Origin of the sequence: Phenylobacterium sp. LjRoot219, assembly GCF_964252995.1 — a bacterium.
Classification (GTDB): Bacteria; Pseudomonadota; Alphaproteobacteria; order Caulobacterales; family Caulobacteraceae; genus Phenylobacterium.
This window is the reverse complement of record NZ_CAXUQI020000001.1, coordinates 1,061,724-1,078,708: the sequence shown is the minus strand read 5'-3', so window position 1 is coordinate 1,078,708 and position 16,985 is coordinate 1,061,724. Positions and strand designations below refer to the sequence as shown.

At 71.1% G+C, this 16,985-nt stretch carries 12 protein-coding genes; 6 read left to right on the top strand and 6 right to left on the bottom strand.

Annotation, left to right across the window (positions count from 1 at the left end):
- Positions 1-111 precede the first annotated feature (111 nt).
- Positions 112-738 (bottom strand): TetR/AcrR family transcriptional regulator, encoded by a 627-nt coding sequence (locus ACSQ14_RS05305; RefSeq protein WP_436010462.1) that lies wholly within the window; start codon positions 736-738, stop codon positions 112-114.
- A 175-nt stretch (positions 739-913) separates the two neighbouring features.
- On the opposite strand from ACSQ14_RS05305, the gene ACSQ14_RS05300 reads away from it, so the two are divergent.
- A complete protein-coding gene (locus tag ACSQ14_RS05300; protein ID WP_436010460.1) occupies positions 914-2,218 on the top strand; it encodes a tetratricopeptide repeat protein in 1,305 nt (434 codons plus the stop codon).
- Between the two features lie 64 nt (positions 2,219-2,282).
- A complete protein-coding gene (locus tag ACSQ14_RS05295; RefSeq protein ID WP_436010458.1) occupies positions 2,283-2,423 on the top strand; it encodes a hypothetical protein in 141 nt (46 codons plus the stop codon).
- 161 nt (positions 2,424-2,584) lie between these two features.
- Here ACSQ14_RS05295 and ACSQ14_RS05290 read toward each other — a convergent pair whose 3' ends face one another.
- Complete coding sequence (locus ACSQ14_RS05290; RefSeq protein WP_436010456.1) at positions 2,585-6,007, bottom strand: indolepyruvate ferredoxin oxidoreductase family protein; 3,423 nt, start codon at positions 6,005-6,007, stop codon at positions 2,585-2,587.
- 141 nt (positions 6,008-6,148) lie between these two features.
- Here ACSQ14_RS05290 and ACSQ14_RS05285 point away from each other — a divergent pair, with 141 nt between their 5' ends.
- The 3 genes from ACSQ14_RS05285 (at position 6,149) to ACSQ14_RS05275 (ending at position 8,987) form a co-directional block, all read left to right on the top strand.
- Positions 6,149-6,646, top strand: a complete 498-nt coding sequence (locus ACSQ14_RS05285) for an Lrp/AsnC family transcriptional regulator (RefSeq protein ID WP_436010454.1) — start codon at positions 6,149-6,151, stop codon at positions 6,644-6,646.
- A gap of 186 nt (positions 6,647-6,832) precedes the next feature.
- Entirely contained in the window at positions 6,833-7,726 is an 894-nt protein-coding gene (locus ACSQ14_RS05280) for a pirin family protein (RefSeq protein WP_436010452.1), read from the top strand.
- 82 nt (positions 7,727-7,808) lie between these two features.
- On the top strand, positions 7,809-8,987 hold the full coding sequence (locus tag ACSQ14_RS05275) for a serine hydrolase domain-containing protein (protein ID WP_436010449.1): 1,179 nt from the start codon (positions 7,809-7,811) through the stop codon (positions 8,985-8,987).
- 151 nt (positions 8,988-9,138) lie between these two features.
- Here ACSQ14_RS05275 and pgsA read toward each other — a convergent pair whose 3' ends face one another.
- The 3 genes from pgsA to ACSQ14_RS05260 form a co-directional block, all read right to left on the bottom strand.
- Complete coding sequence (gene pgsA, locus ACSQ14_RS05270; protein ID WP_436010447.1) at positions 9,139-9,759, bottom strand: CDP-diacylglycerol--glycerol-3-phosphate 3-phosphatidyltransferase; 621 nt, start codon at positions 9,757-9,759, stop codon at positions 9,139-9,141.
- A gap of 195 nt (positions 9,760-9,954) precedes the next feature.
- The gene (locus ACSQ14_RS05265; RefSeq protein WP_436010445.1) at positions 9,955-11,895 is read right to left on the bottom strand and encodes a transglycosylase domain-containing protein; all 1,941 of its coding nucleotides are present in this window, start codon (positions 11,893-11,895) and stop codon (positions 9,955-9,957) included.
- An 18-nt stretch (positions 11,896-11,913) separates the two neighbouring features.
- Positions 11,914-12,996: a sulfotransferase family protein gene (locus ACSQ14_RS05260; protein ID WP_436010443.1), complete on the bottom strand. Its 1,083-nt coding sequence runs from the start codon at positions 12,994-12,996 to the stop codon at positions 11,914-11,916.
- A gap of 219 nt (positions 12,997-13,215) precedes the next feature.
- Here ACSQ14_RS05260 and ACSQ14_RS05255 point away from each other — a divergent pair, with 219 nt between their 5' ends.
- Positions 13,216-14,757 carry a tetratricopeptide repeat protein gene (locus tag ACSQ14_RS05255; protein ID WP_436010441.1) on the top strand — a complete coding sequence of 514 codons (1,542 nt, stop codon included), beginning with the start codon at positions 13,216-13,218 and terminating at the stop codon, positions 14,755-14,757.
- A 277-nt stretch (positions 14,758-15,034) separates the two neighbouring features.
- On the opposite strand, the gene uvrC is transcribed toward ACSQ14_RS05255, so the two are convergent.
- Positions 15,035-16,897 carry an excinuclease ABC subunit UvrC gene (uvrC, locus tag ACSQ14_RS05250; protein ID WP_436010439.1) on the bottom strand — a complete coding sequence of 621 codons (1,863 nt, stop codon included), beginning with the start codon at positions 16,895-16,897 and terminating at the stop codon, positions 15,035-15,037.
- Between the last annotated feature and the right edge of the window lie 88 nt (positions 16,898-16,985).

The following is a 16,985-nucleotide window of genomic DNA, read 5'->3' as shown; positions in this document are numbered from 1 at the left end:
GTTGAGGCGTGCAGGCGGTGGAACGAGGATGCTCGACCGACCATCCGGTGATGCGGCGACACCGAGCCGCCCTTCACCCTGCCCTCTCCCCGCAAGCGGGGAGAGGAATTCTCAGTGCGGCTGAAAGTGCAGCCGGATGGTCTCGCGGAACAGCAGCGCCTGTTTGCTGATCGCCGCCGGGTCCTCCAGCGCCTTGGCCAGCGTCATGCCGCCGTAGGTGAAGGCGAGGATGGCGTCGGCGAAGTCGGCGGCCTGCAGGTGGCCGCGCGGCGGGTGGACCTCGGCGATCTCCTCCAGCCACGTGACGAACAGCGCCCGCCAGGCCAGCACGTTGTCGGCGTTCATCTTCCGCATCTCGCGGTCGAAGCTGAGGTCCTGGAAGCTGACCGTGGCGACGAAGCAGCCGGGATGCAGGTCGACCAGCTCCTCCATCGCCTCGGCGTAGAACTTCAGGAAGATCAGGAAGCTGTGCAGCGGATCGTCGCTCAGCTCGCGGGCGCGCTGGACCATGCCGTCGAGGAACACCGTGTTCTCGTCGGAGTGCCGCTCGATCAGCTGCCGCGCCAGGTCGCGCTTGTCCTTGAAGTGGTAGAAGAAGCCGCTCTTGGTGATGCCGGCGGCCTCGACCAGCTCCTCGATCGAGGTGGCGGCGAAGCCCTTCCGGATCAGGGAGTCGTAGGCCAGATCGAGCAGCTTCTGGCGCGTACGTTCGCCCTTAGACAGGGCGTCGGACTGCACCTGGGGTGCAGTTTTCTCCGCAAGCTGGCGTGCCATCGGTCGGGACCCTCAGCTGACCTGTTCGCAAACCATTGTTTTTTCGACGTTCTTGTTTTCGCCGAGAACCGACCGCGCGCTCGCTAGAGCCGACGCCCGGAGGAGATCAACCTCGCGCCCAACTTTCGGGAGCAACGCGATGACCATCCGAGATCACCAGGGCTTTGTCCTGACGGGCGCCAGCGCCGAGGCGGCGGAAAGCTATCGGCGGGCGCTGCATTCATACCATTGTTACGCCGGCGACGCCATCGGAGCGGCCGACGCGGCGATCGACGCCAGCCCGACTTTCGTCATGGCGCAGATCCTGAAGGCCTACATGCATATCCTGGGCACCAACCAGGAAGCCGCCGCCGTCGGCGCCGCGGCCTACGCCCAAGCCCGCCCCCTGCCGGCCAACCACCGCGAGCAGGGCCATCTGGCGGCCGTCGGCGCGCTGCTCTCCGGCGAGATGCGCAAGGCGGCGCGGATCCTGGAGGACGTCGCGATCGACTATCCGCGCGACGTGCTCGCCCTGCAGATCGGCCAGATGCTGGACTTCTTCCTGGGCGAGCAGCGGATGCTGCGCGACCGCATCGCCCGGGCCCTGCCGGCCTGGTCGCGGGACATCCCCGACTACCACGTGGTGCTCGGCTGCCTGGCCTTCGGGCTGGAGGAGACCGGCCAGTACGAACGCGCCGAGGCGGTCGGCCGCGAGGCCGTCGCGCTGGAGCCGCGGGACAACTGGGCGCAGCACGCCGTCGCCCACGTGCTGGAGATGCAGGATCGCCGCGAGGAAGGCGTCACCTGGATGACCCGCGAGGCGACCGGCTGGCAGGACGAGAGCTTCTTCGCCGTGCACAACTGGTGGCACACCGCCCTCTTCCACCTCGGCCTCGGCGAGCCCGACCAGGCGCTGGCGCTCTACGACGGGCCGATCTACGGCCAGGCCTCGACCTTCGCCCTGGACATGGTCGACGCCGCGGCCCTGCTGTGGCGGCTGCATCTGCAGGGCGTCGAGTTGGGCGACCGCTGGACGCCGCTGGCCGACGCCTTCGCCAGCGAGCCGCGCGGCCAGTACGCCTTCGACGACGCCCACGCCATGCTGGCCTACGTCGGCGCCGGCCGCGACGCCGCCCAGCGCCAGGTGCTGGACCGCCAGGCCGCCGCCCTGACCGGCCCCGGCGACAACGCCTACTTCGTCAGCGAGGTCGGGCTGGCGGTGATGCGCGCCATCCAGGCGTTCGGCCGCGACGACTACGGCCGCGCGGTCGAGCTGCTGCGCGGCGTGCGCAACAAGGCGATGCGCTACGGCGGCAGCAACGCCCAGCGCGACCTCCTGGACCTGACGCTGATCGAAGCCGCCCGCCGTGACGGCCAGGACGCCCTGCACCGGGCGCTGCTCGCCGAGCGCGAAGCGGCTCGGGCTACGCCGACGCGGTCGGCCGCGCGGCTGGCCGCCGAGTGACGCCCTGAATGGCGGCGGCGTTGGGGCCGCCGCTCATCTCTCCGAAGGCCGAAAGCCCCCGTCCATGCTGCTCCTCAGCCCCCATTCCGACCTGTTCTGGGCTGCCCTGTGGCCCTCCGCCAGCTTCGGCCTGACCGCGCTGGTGTTCGCCGCCCTGCTGGTGTGGCTGTGGCGCGCGCCGGCGGTCCCCGCCCCTCGCGGCTGACGCCTCCCTCACGTGTCATCCCGGTTTCGCGCAGCGAAGACCGGGACCCAAGAACACGGCGCGACGTGCCTAGCCGCTACGGAGCCGTCGCACTCTGGCAGCGCCGTGTTCCTGGGTCCTGGACAAGGCGCTGGGGTGCCTTCCCGGGAAGACAGCAGGGGTTAGGTTGGGGCAACCCGCTCCCACGCCGCCCACAGCTTCACTTCCTCGGCCTTCGCCGGGCCGATCGCGGCCTGCTTCACGTGGCCGAAGCCGCGGATCTGTTGCGGGACGGCGGCGATCTGCGTGGCCAGCGCCAGCCGTTGCGGCGTCAGCTCGGCGGCCAGCCGGTCGAGGCCGGCCTCGTAGTCGGCGAGCAGATCGCGCTCCAGCTTGCGCTCGGCGGTGCGGCCGAACGGGTCGAGCGGCGTGCCGCGCAAGCTCTTCAGCCTGGCCAGCGTCGGGAAGCCCAGCTTCAGCATCCAGTCGCCGAACGCCCGCTTCTTCGGCCGCCCCTCGGCGTCCTTCGGCGCCAGCATCGGCGGGCTCAGCAGCACCTTGGCCTTGCCGCCGGTGAAGGTCGCCGCGCGCAGGCTCGCGAACCGGCCGTCGCTGTAGAGGCGGGCGACCTCGTACTCGTCCTTGGTGGCCATCAGCTTGTAGAGGCTGATCGCCGCCGCCCGGGTCAGCGCCTCGGAGCCATGTTTCGCCTCGGCGGCGCGGACCTGCTCCACCCGCTGCAGGTAGCGACGGGCGTAGGCGGCGTTCTGGTAGGCCGTCAGCTCCTGGGCGCGATGGGCGATCAGCTCGTCCAGCGGCATCGCTTCAGGCGTGACCGGCGGCTGCGCCTCGGCCCGATCGTGCGGCGCGAACGCCGCCTGCCGCCCCAGCTCGAAGGCCGCGAGGTTGGCGTCGGCGTCGACGTCGTTCAGCCGGATCGCCCGGTAGAGGGCGCGGCTGGAGATCGGGATCACGCCCTTCTGCCAGGCGAAGCCCAGCATGATCATGTTGGCGTAGATCGCGTCGCCGAGCTCGTGCTCGGCCAGGCTGTGGGCCGGGGCGGAGTCGTAGGACTTCACCGCCGCGGCGATCCGCCGACCTTGCGCGCCCGCGTCGAAGGTCGCGTCGCGGTCGGTGACGAAGTCGGCGGTTGGGGCGAAGTCGCCGTTGCCGACGGCGACGGTGCGGTCCTTGGCGTAGAGCGCCAGCGCATCGGCGCCGGCCGCCACCAGCAGGTCGCAGGCGATCAGCACATGGGCGCTGGCCTGGGGCACGCGGCCGCCGACCATCGCCTGCTCGGTCTCCCCAAGCCGCACGTGGCTGAACACCGCCCCACCCTTCTGCGCCAGGCCGGTCATGTCGACCACCGAGGCGGCGCGGCCGTCGACGTGGGCGGCCATCGCCAGGATCGCGGCGACGGTCGTCACCCCGGTGCCGCCGACGCCGGTGAAGACGATGTTCTTCACCCCGTCGAGCGTCTCGAACTCGGGCAGCGGGATGCTGTTCGCGGTCAGCGCCGGGCCGGCCGGGCGGCGGGCTTTCTCCGCGCCCTCCACAGTGACGAAGGACGGGCAGAAGCCCTCCAGGCAGCTGTAGTCGGTGTTGCAGCTCGACTGGTTGATCGTCCGCTTGCGGCCGAACTCGGTCTCCAGCGGCTCGACCGAGACGCAGTGGGACTTGGCCGAGCAGTCGCCGCAGCCCTCGCAGACCAGCGGGTTGATCATCACCCGCTTCGTCGCCACGGGCATGCTGCCGCGCTTGCGCCGCCGCCGCTTCTCGGTCGCGCAGACCTGGTCGTAGATCAGCACGGTGACGCCGGGGACCTCGCGCAGCTCGCGCTGGGTCTTCATCAGCTCGGCGCGCGGCCGCACCTCGACGCCGGGCGCCAGGTCGCTGACGCCGGCGTAGCGCTCGGGCTCGGCGGCGACGACGACGGTCCGGGCCACCCCCTCGGCGGCGAGCTGCCGGGTGATCTGCGGGACGGTGAAGCCGCTCTCGGCCCGTTGGCCGCCGGTCATCGCCACCGCGTCGTTGAACAGCAGCTTGTAGGTGATGTTCGCCCCGGCCGCGATCGCGCCGCGGATGGCGAGCGAGCCGGAGTGGTTATAGGTGCCGTCGCCGAGGTTGGCGAAGACGTGCTTCTGCTCAGTGAAGGGCGCCGCGCCGACCCAGGTCAGCCCCTCGCCCCCCATGTGGCTCGCCAGGTCGGTCGCCGGATCGCTGAAAGTCGCCATGTAGTGGCAGCCGATGCCGGCCAGGGCGCGCGAGCCCTCCGGCAGCCGGGTCGAGCTGTTGTGCGGGCAGCCGGAGCAGAAGAACGGCTTGCGCTGCTGGTCCGCGCCCAGCGTCACCGCCGCCATCGAGGCGGCCGACACCCGGCTCAGATAGTCGTGGACCCGCTCCATGTGAGGTCCGGGCGGCAGCCGGTCGGCCAGCGCCAGGGCGATCTCCGCGGTCGACAGCGCGCCGGTGTCCGACAGCAGCGGATAGCCGCGCTCGTCAGTCTTGCCGATGATCCTCGGCCGCGCCTGGGCCGGCAGGTCGTAGAGCGCCGCGCGCGCCTGGGTCTCGACCAGTGGCCGCTTGTGCTCGATCACCATCAGGGTCTCGAGCCCGGCGGCGAACGCCTTCAAGCCCATCGGCTCCAGCGGCCAGGGCATGCCGACCTTGTAGATCGAGATCCCGAGGTCGGCGGCCTGGGCCGGCGACAGCCCCATCGCCGACAGCGCCTCCAGCACCTCCTTGTAGGCCTGGCCCTGGCAGACGATGCCCAGGCGGGGCCGCCTGGCCTCCAGCACCACGCGGTCGATGCGGTTGGCGCGGGCGAAGGCCAGGGCGGCCGGCAGCTTGTAGCCGCGCAGCCGCCGCTCCTTGTCGACCGGCGCGTCCTTGGTGCGGATCCCCAGGCCGCCGGCCGGCAGGCGGAAACCGTCGGGCGTGACGAAGCGGTGGCGGGCCGCGCCGACCTCGATGGTCATGCCGCAGTCCATGGTGTCTGCCAGCGCGATCAGCGACACCCACAGGCCGGAATGGCGCGACAGCGCATAGCCCAGCAGGCCGTAGTCCAGCACCTCCTGCACGTCGGCCGGCGACAGCACCGGCATCTCCAGGTCCTGGAAGGCGAACTCCGACTGCGAAGGCAGGGTCGAGGACTTGCAGGCGTGGTCGTCGCCGGCCACCGCCAGCACCCCGCCCTTCGGCCAGGTCCCGGCGAAGTTGGCGTGGCGGAACGCGTCGCCGGTGCGGTCGACGCCCGGCGCCTTGCCGTACCACATGCCGAAGACGCCGTCGTAGCGGGCGCCGGGGAACAGGTTGGCCTGCTGGCTGCCCCACACCGCGGTGGCGGCGAGGTCCTCGTTGAGGCCCTCCTTGAAGACGATCTCGGAGCCGCGGAGCAGCTTTTCGGCCCGCTGCGCCTGCTGGTCGAGGCCGCCCAACGGCGAGCCGCGATAGCCGGAGAGGAAGCCGGCGGTGTTCAGCCCGGCGGCGACGTCGAGCCGGCGCTGGTCCAGAAGGATGCGCAGCAGGGCCTGGACGCCGGTGATGAACACCCGCCCCTCCGTGAGGAGGAATTTGTCGTCCAGCGTCACATCGAAGTGCCGCATTGCAATTTGTTTCCTTCCGACCCTCCCCAGGTCCGTTAGAAGATCATATAAGGACGCAGCAAATGCTTGCCAAAAGCATGCCCCCGAATTCCGCCTCCAGGGCAGAATGCTGCGGCTTCACCGTGGAGGATGGAGGAAAAATTGCCCGAGCAGCTCGACGCAGTGGACGCGAAGATTCTCGACCTGATTCAGCACGACGCCGGTCTGTCGGTCGCCGAGATCGCCGAACGGGTGGGTCTTTCCTCCAGCCCCTGCTGGCGGCGCATCAAGCGGCTGGAGGACGCCGGCGTCATCCAGCGACGGGTGACCATCCTCGACCGCGAGCGGCTCGGCCTGACCTTCGAGGTGTTCTGCACCGTCAAGCTCAGCCTGCCGACCAAGGACAACCTCGACGCCTTCGAACTGGCGATCGCCAAGATGCCGGAGGTGGTGCAGTGCGCCACGGTCACCGGCGCGGCGGACTACGAGCTGCGGGTCATCACCCGCGACATGCACGCCTTCGACGCCTTCCTGCGCAACGACCTGCTGTCGCTCGGCCTGATCTCCAACATCGAGAGCCGGATCGTCATCCGCTCGGTCAAGCACACCACCGCCGCCCCGCTCGGCCTGGTCAGCGCCTATGTGAGCGCGCAGCGGTAGGGACCGGGATGCTCCCCCTCAGGGGGAGTTGTCGCGCAGCGACTGAGGGGGTTGAAGCCCCGAACGCTGCGGCTGAAACCCCCTCCGGGCCTCCGGGCCACCTCCCCCTGAGGGGGAGGATCTTTTCGGCGCCAGCTGACACAAGAGCGCGTTAAGTCGGCATATCTCCGCAGCTAGGACGTTCCCATGATCGAGCTCGTCATCGACCAACGGCGCAAGGATCTCGGCGGGTTCGAGGTCGGGCGGGTGCTGCCGTTCGCCCAGCGGCGTATGGTCGGGCCGTTCATCTTCCTCGACCACATGGGCCCGGCGGAGTTCGCCTCCGGCTTCCCGCGCTCGGTCGACGTGCGGCCGCATCCGCACATCGGCCTGTCGACCCTGTCCTACCTGTTCGAAGGCGAGATGACCCACCGCGACTCCACCGGCGTCACCCAGCCGATCCGGCCGGGCGAGGTCAACTGGATGACCGCCGGGCGCGGCATCACCCACTCCGAGCGGTTCGAGACGCTGCGCGACCACGGCGGGCGGATGGACGGCATCCAGACCTGGATCGCCCTGCCGCTGGAGGACGAAGAGACCGATCCGGCCTTCTCGCACCACGCCGCCGGCGAGCTGCCGGAGTTCACCGAGGCCGGGCTGACCGCCCGGCTGATCGCCGGCGAGGCGTTCGGCGCCCGCTCGCCGGTGAAGGCGCATTCGCCGATGTTCTACCTGCACTGGGCGCTCGCCGCCGACGCCCGCGCCGAGCTGCCGGCCGACTATTCGGAACGCGCGGCCTACGTCGCCCGCGGCGTCGTCGAGATCGACGGCCAGACCCTGCACGAAGGCCAGATGGCGGTGTTCGCGCCGGGCGGCGCCGTCGCGGTGCGGGCCGTCACCCAGGCGATCGTCATGATGCTGGGCGGCGAGCCGGTCGGGCCGCGGTTCATCGAATGGAACTTCGTCGCCTCCTCGAAGGAGCGCCTCGAGCAGGCCAAGGCCGACTGGCGCGCCGGCCGGATGAAGCTGCCGGACGCCGACGACAAGGAGTTCATCCCGCTGCCCGGCGATCCGCCGCCGCCGGCCAACCCGATGAGCTGACGCGCGGTCGGATCGCGGCGGCCTTGCGCGTCCTTGAGACTTCAGGCGACCTGCGGGCGCCATGGCCAGGAGCAGAGACCCCATGACGTTGAGCGAAACCGGCGTGGCGCGCCTGCAGGCGCTGCTTGAGGACCACGTCGCCCAGTGCTCCGCCCCTGGACTGGTGGGCCTGCTGTCGCGCGGCGAGGAGACCCGCATCGTCACCGCGGGACGGATGTCGCTGGACGACGGCGCCGCGCCGATGCCGTGGGACGCGATCTTCCGGCTCGCCTCGATGACCAAGCCGGTCACGGCCGCCGCAGCGCTGATGCTGATCGAGGACGGCAAGCTCAGCCTGGACGAGCCGGTCGAGCGGCTGCTGCCCGAACTCGCCGGCCGGCGAGTGCTGCGCACCCTCGCCTCGCCGCTGGACGACACGGTCCCGGCGGAGCGGCCGATCACCGTCGCCGACGTCTTCACCTTCCGGCTGGGCTGGGGCGTGCTGTTCGATCCCGACCTGCCGATCCAGGCGGCGGTCGCCGACCTGCCCGGCTTCGGCATGCCCGACCCGACCTCGCCGCTGACGCCGGACGCCTACATGGCCAGGCTCGCCGACTTGCCGCTGATGGCCCAGCCCGGCGCGCGCTGGCTCTACACGGTCGGCTCCAATGTGCTGGGCGTACTGGTCGCCCGCGCCGCCGGCCAGCCGCTCGACGTCTTTATCCAGGAGCGCATCCTCGGGCCGCTCGGCATGATCGACACCGGATTCTGGATTCCGCCGGAGAAGATCGACCGCACGGTCACCGGCTACTTCCCGCAGGACGGCAAGCTCGAGCTGTTCGATGCGCCGGACGGCCGCTACACGCAGCCGCCGGTCTTTCCGGCCGGGGACAGCGGCCTGGTCGCGACCGCCGACGACTTCGGCCGGTTCGCGCGCTTCCTGCTCACCGGCCGCGCCCCGGACGGCCGCCAGCTGTTGTCGCCGGCCTCGCTGCGCCTGATGCAGACCAATGCGTTAACCGAGGCGCAGATGGACGACGGCCGCGAGATCCTCGGCCCCGGCTGGGGCTGGGGCCTGGGCGTCGGCGTGCAGGTCGGCGAAAACCCCTATGGGATCGCCCGCGGGGCCTACGGCTGGAACGGCGGCTTCGGCACCTCCTGGTTCAACGACCCGGCCAACGGGCTGGTGGCGATCCTGCTGACCCAGCGGGTGTTCGACGGCCCCGACCCGCCGCAGTTGCACAAGGACTTCTGGCGCGCCGCCTACGCGGCGATGGCGTAGCCATCAAAAATCCCGCTCATCCCGGCGAAGGCCGGGAGCCAGATGGCGAGCACGGCACGGGTCCAAGCGGTCCTGCGCTCATCCCATCAGAAACCCGCGCCTGAATCTGGGTCCCGGCCTTCGCCGGGATGAGCGGATTTGGGGAGGCCGCTTAATCCCGCAGCGCCTTGCGGGTCTGTTCCCAGTACTGAGCGCCGGTGACGATGGTGACGATGGCTGCCAGCCAGAACAGGCCGTGCGCCAGGGCGGTCACCGGGCCCTGCACCGCCGGATCGTCCGGCAGGCCGAACGCGCCCCAGGACGAGACCAGCAGCTCCAGCGCCAGCGCGGTGAGCTGCAGGGTGGTCTTCCACTTGGCCAGCACGGTGACCGGCAGCTTGATCCCCTTGCCGGCGCCGACCTCGCGCAGCGCGCTGACGGTGAACTCGCGGAACAGGATCAGCCCCGCCGGCAGCACGACCATCGGCTGCGGCCCGAGCGCCAACAGGCCCAGCACCGCGCCGCAGACCAGCACCTTGTCGCCGATCGGGTCGAGGATCGCGCCCCAGACGCTGGTGGCGTCGAGCTTGCGCGCCAGCCAGCCGTCGACGAAGTCGGTCACCGCCGCGACCACAAAGGCGATCACCGCCCAGCGTTCCAGCGCGAACTGCTGATCGGGCGTCAGCTCGTCGCCAAGAAACGGCACGGCCCCCGCCGCGGCGGCCAGCGCCACGAACATGAACAGCGCCAGCACCAGGCGCAGGGAAGTCAGGATGTTCGGCAAAGCTTTCATGCGGCGCACCTTGGCAAGCTGAACAGCGGGGTCAACGCGTGAGAGCGGATTTCATCTATCCGTTCATCCCGGCGAAGGCCGGGATCCAGATGGCGGGCTCGGAGATGGGCGCGGGCGCACCTGCGCTCATCCATCGAACTCCCGCGGCTGAACCTGGGTCCCGGCCTTCGCCGGGATGAGCGGATCGAGAAGGCCCTACGCCCCGAACAGCCCTTCCCAGGCGCGGCGCAGGAAGCCGGGCAGCCCGCGCTCCTCCAGTTCCGGCGGCGGCGCAGGCGGCGGGGGCGGCGGACGCACCCGCTCGACCAGGCCGGCGTCCAGGCCGCTGGCGACGAAGGTGCGCCAGATCTGCGCCGGCAGGCCGCCGCCGGTGACGCCCTGCATCGGCGAGTGGTCGTCGTTGCCGACCCAGACGCCGACGATGATGTCGCCGGTGAAGCCGACGAACACCGCGTCGCGATGGTCCTGGGTGGTGCCGGTCTTGCCGAACACCGGCTGGCCGACATAGGCGGCATGCGCGGTGCCGTTGCGCACCGCCGCCGACAGCAGCTCGAGCAGCGCCATCCGCTGCTCCGACGGCAGCGCCCGCGGCGCCTGCAGCGGCTGGTGGCCGTCGAGCAGGGCGTAGGGCTGCACCGGCGCGTGGCCGGCGGCCACGCCGGCGTAGGCCGAGGTCAGCTCGATCAGCGTCATTTCCGAGGTGCCGAGCGGCAGGGTGGCGTCGCGCACCAGAGGGCTGGCGACGCCGAGCTCCTGGGCCGCCTCGATGACCTTGTCGCGGCCGACGGTCTCGGCCACCCGCACCGCGGCGATGTTGCTCGACTGGGCGAAGGCGTCCTCCAGCGTCATCAGCCCGCCGGAGGTCCGCTCGAAGTTGCGCGGTGTCCAACCGCCGACGGTGATCGGCGCCTCGGAGACCAGCGAGTCCGGCCGGGCGCCGTCGCGCAGCGCCGCCAGGTAGACGAACAGCTTGAAGGCCGAGCCCGGCTGACGCTTGGCCTGGACCGCGCGGTTGAACTGGCTCTGGTCGTAGTCGCGCCCGCCGACCATCGCCACCACCGCCCCGTCGGGCCGCATGGCGACCAGCCCCGCCTGGGTCGCGCCCTGGCGGCGGCCCTGACCGTCCAGCCAGTAGCGCACCGCCCGCTCGGCGCGGCGCTGCAGCCGGGAGTCCAGCGTCGTGCGCACCTGCATCCGGCCGTACTGCGGATCGAGCGCCTGCTTCAGCTGCGGGGCGGCCCAGTCGGCGAAATAGCCGCCCACCGGCAGCGGCTCGGCGGTGCGGATGCGCACCCGGCGCGCGCGCTGGGCCTGAGCGTCGGTGATCGCCTTGGTCTCGACCATGGCGGCCAGCACCACCCGCTGGCGCTTCAGCGCCGCCTGCGGATGGTCGGCCGGATTGAGCTTCGAGGGCGCCTTGACCAGCCCGGCCAGCATCGCCGCTTCGCCGACGCTGAGCTTCTCCGGCGGCTTGGCGAAATAGTGCAGCGAGGCGGCGCGCAGGCCGAACACCCCGTCGCCGAAATAGACGCTGGAGAGATAGCGGGAGAGGATCTCCTGCTTGGTCAGCCGCGCCTCCAGCCAGATCGCGATGAACACCTCCTGCAGCTTGCGCCGCACGGTGCGTTCCGGGCTGAGGAAGGCGGTCTTGGCCAGCTGCTGGGTCAGGGTGCTGCCGCCCTGGCGGATGCCGCGCTCGCGCAGGTTGGTCGCCATCGCCCGGCCGATGCCGACCAGGTCGATGCCGAAGTGCCGGTAGAAGCGCCGGTCCTCGATCGCCACGAAGGCGGCCGGCACGTGCGCCGGGAGTTCCTCGACCACCACCGGCCGGTCCTTCAGCGCGCCGCGACGAGCGAACGGATGGCCGTCGGCGCTGACCAGCACCAGCGCCGGACTCGGCAGGGGATCGAGCGCACGCGACACCGGCAAGCGCCAGCTCAGCCACCCGACCAGCAGGGCGAACAGCCCGACGGCGACCGCCAGACCGATCAACACTCGGCGCAGGGTGAAGAGCCGCCGACGTGGCGGTTTGAGGACGGCGTCCGGCTGGGCGCCCGCTTCCGCAGGGCTGAACTCCACGCCGTCATAGCCGTAGTCGTAGTGCGGCTTGCGCTGCGGCCCGCCGGCGTCGTCCATCTGCGACTCAGATCTTTCCTAGATCGTCCCGTCCCAGACATACGGCGCTTCGCCGTCGGCGGGAATGCGCCGCGGCGTCGCTACCTCGGCCATGGCCGGCGCGCCGTCCAGCCAGTGGCCGAGATCGCGCCCGATCAGCTCGGAGAGGTGCGCCACCTCGTCCGCCAATGTCTCACGGATACAGGCGCGCATCTCCGGCGACAGCGCCGCAACTTCCGCCGGCGCGTGGTTCCAGCGCAGCAGCGCCTTGCGGCCGGCCAGGATGGCCCGGATCGCCGCCGGATCGGTCCGCCGCCCCTCGAGACTGCGGACACGCTCGCGGAATTTGTCGCCGGCCAGCACCTGGCGGGTCACCTTCGGCGGCCGCTTCAACAGCCGCTGCAGCCAGGCGATCTTGTAGCCGCGCCCGGCGCGCCGCGGCGCAAAGTCCTCGCGCGGATGCGGCGGCAGCTCGAGGAAGCTGAGCAGCCGTTCGTAGACCCCCTCCGGGTCGGCGGCGAGGTCGTCGAAGACGACGACAAAGCAGCGTTCGCGGCCGACAGCGTCGAAGAAGGCCGCGACATGCGCGCCCAGCCTTCCGGCCTCCTCGTACTGGAGCAGCCGGGGATCGATGCAGCTCGGCGGGACCGCGCGGCCCTGCCGCCGCTCGGCCATCAGCGCCCAGGCGCGTTCGAAGTCGGTGACCGTCTCGTCGCCGGTGTAGAGCAGGCGCAGGTGCAGCGACGGCAGCATCTCCAGCGGGTCGCGCACGGCGATGACGAACTTCGCGTTCGGCCAGGCGCGCAGGATCGGCGCCATCTGCTGCGGCGCATAGAGGTACGAAACCGAGCCCTCGGCGAGCAGCCGCCCGTCCACGTGATGCGGGAAGTAGCGCGCGAGGTACTGGCGGGACAAGACGCCGCCGAGCTCGTCGGGCGCCAGGCCACTGAGGTCCAGTTGCGAGAAGAAGTGCGGCTCCTTCACCCGCGAGAAGCAGACGTCCGGATGATCCTGGAGAAAGCCCGCCAAGGAGGTCGTGCCGCTTCTCGGCGCGCCGACAATGCAGACGAAATCTTCGCCTCGACACCCGACCGTTGACGCTGCGACCTGGATCCTGGTCATCGCCGCCCTCTCAGCGGCCGAACTCTGCCATCAGCGGCCGGCGATCGGCGCCCGGACAAACCCTGACAAGCGGAGCGGGATTTCCCAGGCCTGCAGCGGCGCGCGAGGATTGGGCGCCGGCGATCGCCCGGCCCGCGAGCGCCGGATTTTCGCTTCGCGGCCGGCGGCTTCCGCCCTTATCCTTCCCCCCGGGCGGGCTCCGAACGGTGGAGAACGCGCGTGCGCACGCCAGTCCTGAGCGCAGCCCTTTTCATCGGTCTGCTGGCCGCCGCGCCGGCGCGCGCCGGACTGTTCGAGTCCTGGCTCGCCTGCGTCGGCGACAACGGCGTCGGTCCGGCGCAGCAGATCGATGGCTGCACCGGCGTGATCCAATCCCGGCGCGAAATCCCCGACCACCTGGCGGTGGCGCATTTCAACCGCGGCGTCGTCCACCAAGCCCAGGGGGCGCTGGAGTCCGCACTGGTCGACTATGACGAGGCCGCCCGGCTCGACCCGACGCTGGCCGAGGCCTACGCCGGCCGCGGCGGGGTGCACTACGCCAAGGCGGACTACGCCCAGGCCGAGGACGACTACGACGCCGCCGTGCAGCTGAAGCCGGACTTCGTCGACGGCTGGCTGGGCCGGGCCACGGCGCGGGCCGCGCGCGGGAACACCGCCGGCGCGCTCGCCGACTACGACCAGGCGGTCGAACTGGCGCCGCCGTCGGCGGAACTGCTGGACCAACGCGGCCTGGCCTTGCTGCGCGCCGGCGACGCCGACCGCGCCATGGCCGACTTCACCGCGGCGCTCAAGCTGCAGCCGAACCACGCCCCGGCGCTGGCGCACCGCGCCGGGGTCTACGCCGGCCGTAGGGACTTCGCGCTGGCGCTGGCGGACTACGACGCGGCGCTGAAGGCCCGCCCCGACTTCGCGAAAGCCCGGCTCGGCCGCGCCGCGGTCTGGACCGCCCAGGGCGATCTGGCGCGCGCCGGCGCCGACGCCGAGGCCGCGCGCCAGGCGGCGCCGAAGGATCCGCAGGCGCTGTTCCAGCTGGCCTATCTGCAGGCCGCCCGCGGCCGGTTCGACGCCGCGGTGCTGACCTACGGCGAAGCGATCGCCCGGGCCCCGCAGGACGCGGCCGCCTACAACAACCGCGGCGACGCACGGGCGAGCCAGGGCGACCTTACCGGCGCCCGCGCCGACTTCGACCAGGCGCTGGCCTTGCGGCCCGGCTACACCCTGGCGCTGGCCAACCGCGCCCAGCTCCGCATGCGGCTAGGCGACGACGCCGGCGCGGCCGCGGACCTCACCGCGGTGCTCGACCAGCAGCCCGACGACCTCGCCGCCCGCCTGCGCCGGGCGGTGGCCTATGAGTCGACCGGCGCGCACGACCAAGCGTTCGCCGACGCCGAGGAGGCGGTGCGCCGGTCGCCCAACTCTGCGGAAGCGCTGGCGACCCGCGCCTGGGCGCGCGCGCTGGCCGGCCGCGATCTCGACGCCGCCCTGGCCGACGCCGACGCGGCGATCGCGCGCGATGCGCAACTGGCCGAGGCCTACGAGACCCGCGCCCTGGTGCGCCTGCAGCGCGGCGAGAGCGCGCCGGCGCTCGCCGACTATCAGGCCGCGCTGAAGCTCAAGCCAGTCTTGGCCAGCGCCCTCTACGGCCGCGGCCTGGCCCAGCAGCGGCTGGGCGACGGCGCCGGCGCCAAAGCCGACTTCGCCCAGGCCGCCAGCCTCGACCCCGACGTCGCCGCCCGGTTCGCGAAGTATGGGCTGAAGTGAAGCCTCCTCTCCCCTTGCGGGTCCTTGCGGGAGCCCTTCTCCCCCTTGCGGGAGAAGGTGGCCCAAAGGGCCGGATGAGGAGTCTCTCAGACCTCGCCGATGCCGCAGCAGCTTCCACAGGCTGCGCTCGGTCGCGGGCGCGGACTGCCGCAACCGTCTCGCCTGTTCGATGCTCGCCTCGCGGCCCATGGCAGCATGGCGCAAGCGGTCGCGATCTTCGACCCCTCATCCGACCCGCTTCGCGGGCCACCTTCTCCCGCAAGGGGAGGAGGCCCCCTTAGGCCTTCCGGAAGTAGTCGAAGATCCGCTGAGCGAGCGCTTCGCTGACGCCCTCGACCTTGGCCAGATCGTCGGCCGAGGCGCGGCTGACGCCGCGGGCGGAGCCGAAGGCGTGCAGCAGGGCGCGCTTGCGGGACGGACCGACGCCGTCGATCTCGTCGAGCGGGTTCTTCTTCATCTCCGCCGAGCGCTTGGCGCGATGCGTGCCGATGGCGAAGCGGTGGGCTTCGTCGCGCAGGCGCTGCAGGTAGTAGAGCACCGGCGACTTCGGCTCGAGCATGAAGGGCGTCTTGCCCGGCATGAAGAACCGCTCCAGCCCCGCGTCGCGGTCCGGGCCCTTGGCCACGCCCACCACCGGGATGTCGTCGACGCCGAGGTCGGCCATGATCTCCGTTGCGGCCACGAGCTGGCCCGCCCCGCCGTCGATCAGCACCAGGTCGGGACGGATGGCGCCCTCGCCCTCCTCCTCTTCCTTGACCAGCCGCGAGAAGCGCCGGCGCAGCACCTCGCGCATCATGCCGTAGTCGTCGCCCGGGGTGAGCTCGGACGAGCGGATGTTGAATTTGCGGTACTGGCTCTTCTGGAAGCCCTCGGGGCCGGCGACGATCATCCCGCCGACCGCATTGGTGCCCATGATGTGGCTGTTGTCGTAGACCTCGATCCGCTCCGGATTGCCCTCCAGGCCGAAGGCCTCGCAGACCCCGGCCAGCAGCTTCGACTGGGCCGAGCCCTCGGCCATCTTGCGGCCCAGCGCCTCGCGGGCGTTGGTCAGGGCGTGGTCGACCAGCTGGCGCTTTTCGCCGCGCTGCGGCCGGCTGATCTCCACCTTGCGGCCGGCCTTGAGGCAGAAGGCGTCGGCCAGCAGCTCCTTCTCCGACGGCTCGACGTTCACCAGGATCACCTTGGGGATCGGCTTGTCGTCGTAGAACTGGCCGAGGAAGGCGTTCATCACGTCCGGATCCTCGTCGCTCTTGTCGACGCGCGGGAAGTAGGCCCGGTTGCCCCAGTTCTGGCCGGCGCGGAAGAAGAACACCTGGACGCAGGCCTGGCCGCCGTCGGCGTGCAGGGCGAAGACGTCGGCCTCCTCCAGCGTCTCGGGATTGATCTGCTGCTCCTGGGCGATCGCCGCCAGCGCACGGATCCGGTCGCGCAGCCGCGCGGCGCGCTCGAACTCCATCTCGTCGGAGGCTTCCTGCATCTCCCTGGCCATCCGGGCGACCACCGCCCGGCTCTTGCCGCGCAGGAAGTCCTCGGCCTGCTCGACCAGCGCGCCATAGTCCTCGACGCCGATCAGCCCGGTGCAGGGCGCCGCGCAGCGGCGGATCTGGTGCAGCATGCAGGGCCGGGTGCGGCTCTCGTAGACGCTGTCGGTGCAGGAGCGGAGCAGGAAGGCCTTCTGCAGCGTGTTGAGCGTGCGGTTCACCGCCCAGGCCGAGGCGAACGGCCCGAAATAGTCGCCCTTGATGGTGTGCGCCCCGCGGTGCTTGCGCAGTTGCGGCGCGGCGTGGTCGCGGCGGATGACGATCTCGGGGAAGCTCTTGTCGTCGCGCAGCAGCACGTTGAAGCGCGGCTTCAGCTGCTTGATCAGATTGATCTCGAGCAGCAGGGCGTCGGTCTCGGTCCGGGTGGAGACGAACTCCATCGCCCGGGTGAGGTCGACCATGTGGGCGATGCGTTGGGTGTGGAAGCGCCCTTGCGCGTACTGCAGCACGCGCTTCTTCAGGCTCCGCGCCTTGCCGACGTAGAGCACCTCCCCGGCCTCGCCCAGCATCCGGTAGACGCCTGGCGCGTCGGGCAGGCGTTGGACCTCGTCCTTGATCAGGGCGGCGCCTTTCAGCGGCGCTTCGGCGCTTTCGAGCATGGGCCGATCATATAGGCTTCTTCGCGCGAAGCGGCACTGGCCTGCGGCGAAACCAGCTAGGCTGTTGTGCGTTCAAGCATTTTCCCGG

Bases quoted from the DNA above. Each gene is read 5' to 3' on its own strand.
- ACSQ14_RS05300 (WP_436010460.1), top strand. From the start codon at position 914: ATGACCATCCGAGATCACCAGGGCTTTGTCCTGACGGGCGCCAGCGCC.
- ACSQ14_RS05295 (WP_436010458.1), top strand. From the start codon at position 2,283: ATGCTGCTCCTCAGCCCCCATTCCGACCTGTTCTGGGCTGCCCTGTGG.
- ACSQ14_RS05290 (WP_436010456.1), bottom strand. From the start codon at position 6,007: ATGCGGCACTTCGATGTGACGCTGGACGACAAATTCCTCCTCACGGAG.
- ACSQ14_RS05280 (WP_436010452.1), top strand. From the start codon at position 6,833: ATGATCGAGCTCGTCATCGACCAACGGCGCAAGGATCTCGGCGGGTTC.
- ACSQ14_RS05275 (WP_436010449.1), top strand. From the start codon at position 7,809: ATGACGTTGAGCGAAACCGGCGTGGCGCGCCTGCAGGCGCTGCTTGAG.
- pgsA (WP_436010447.1), bottom strand. From the start codon at position 9,759: ATGAAAGCTTTGCCGAACATCCTGACTTCCCTGCGCCTGGTGCTGGCG.
- ACSQ14_RS05265 (WP_436010445.1), bottom strand. From the start codon at position 11,895: ATGGACGACGCCGGCGGGCCGCAGCGCAAGCCGCACTACGACTACGGC.
- ACSQ14_RS05260 (WP_436010443.1), bottom strand. From the start codon at position 12,996: ATGACCAGGATCCAGGTCGCAGCGTCAACGGTCGGGTGTCGAGGCGAA.
- uvrC (WP_436010439.1), bottom strand. From the start codon at position 16,897: ATGCTCGAAAGCGCCGAAGCGCCGCTGAAAGGCGCCGCCCTGATCAAG.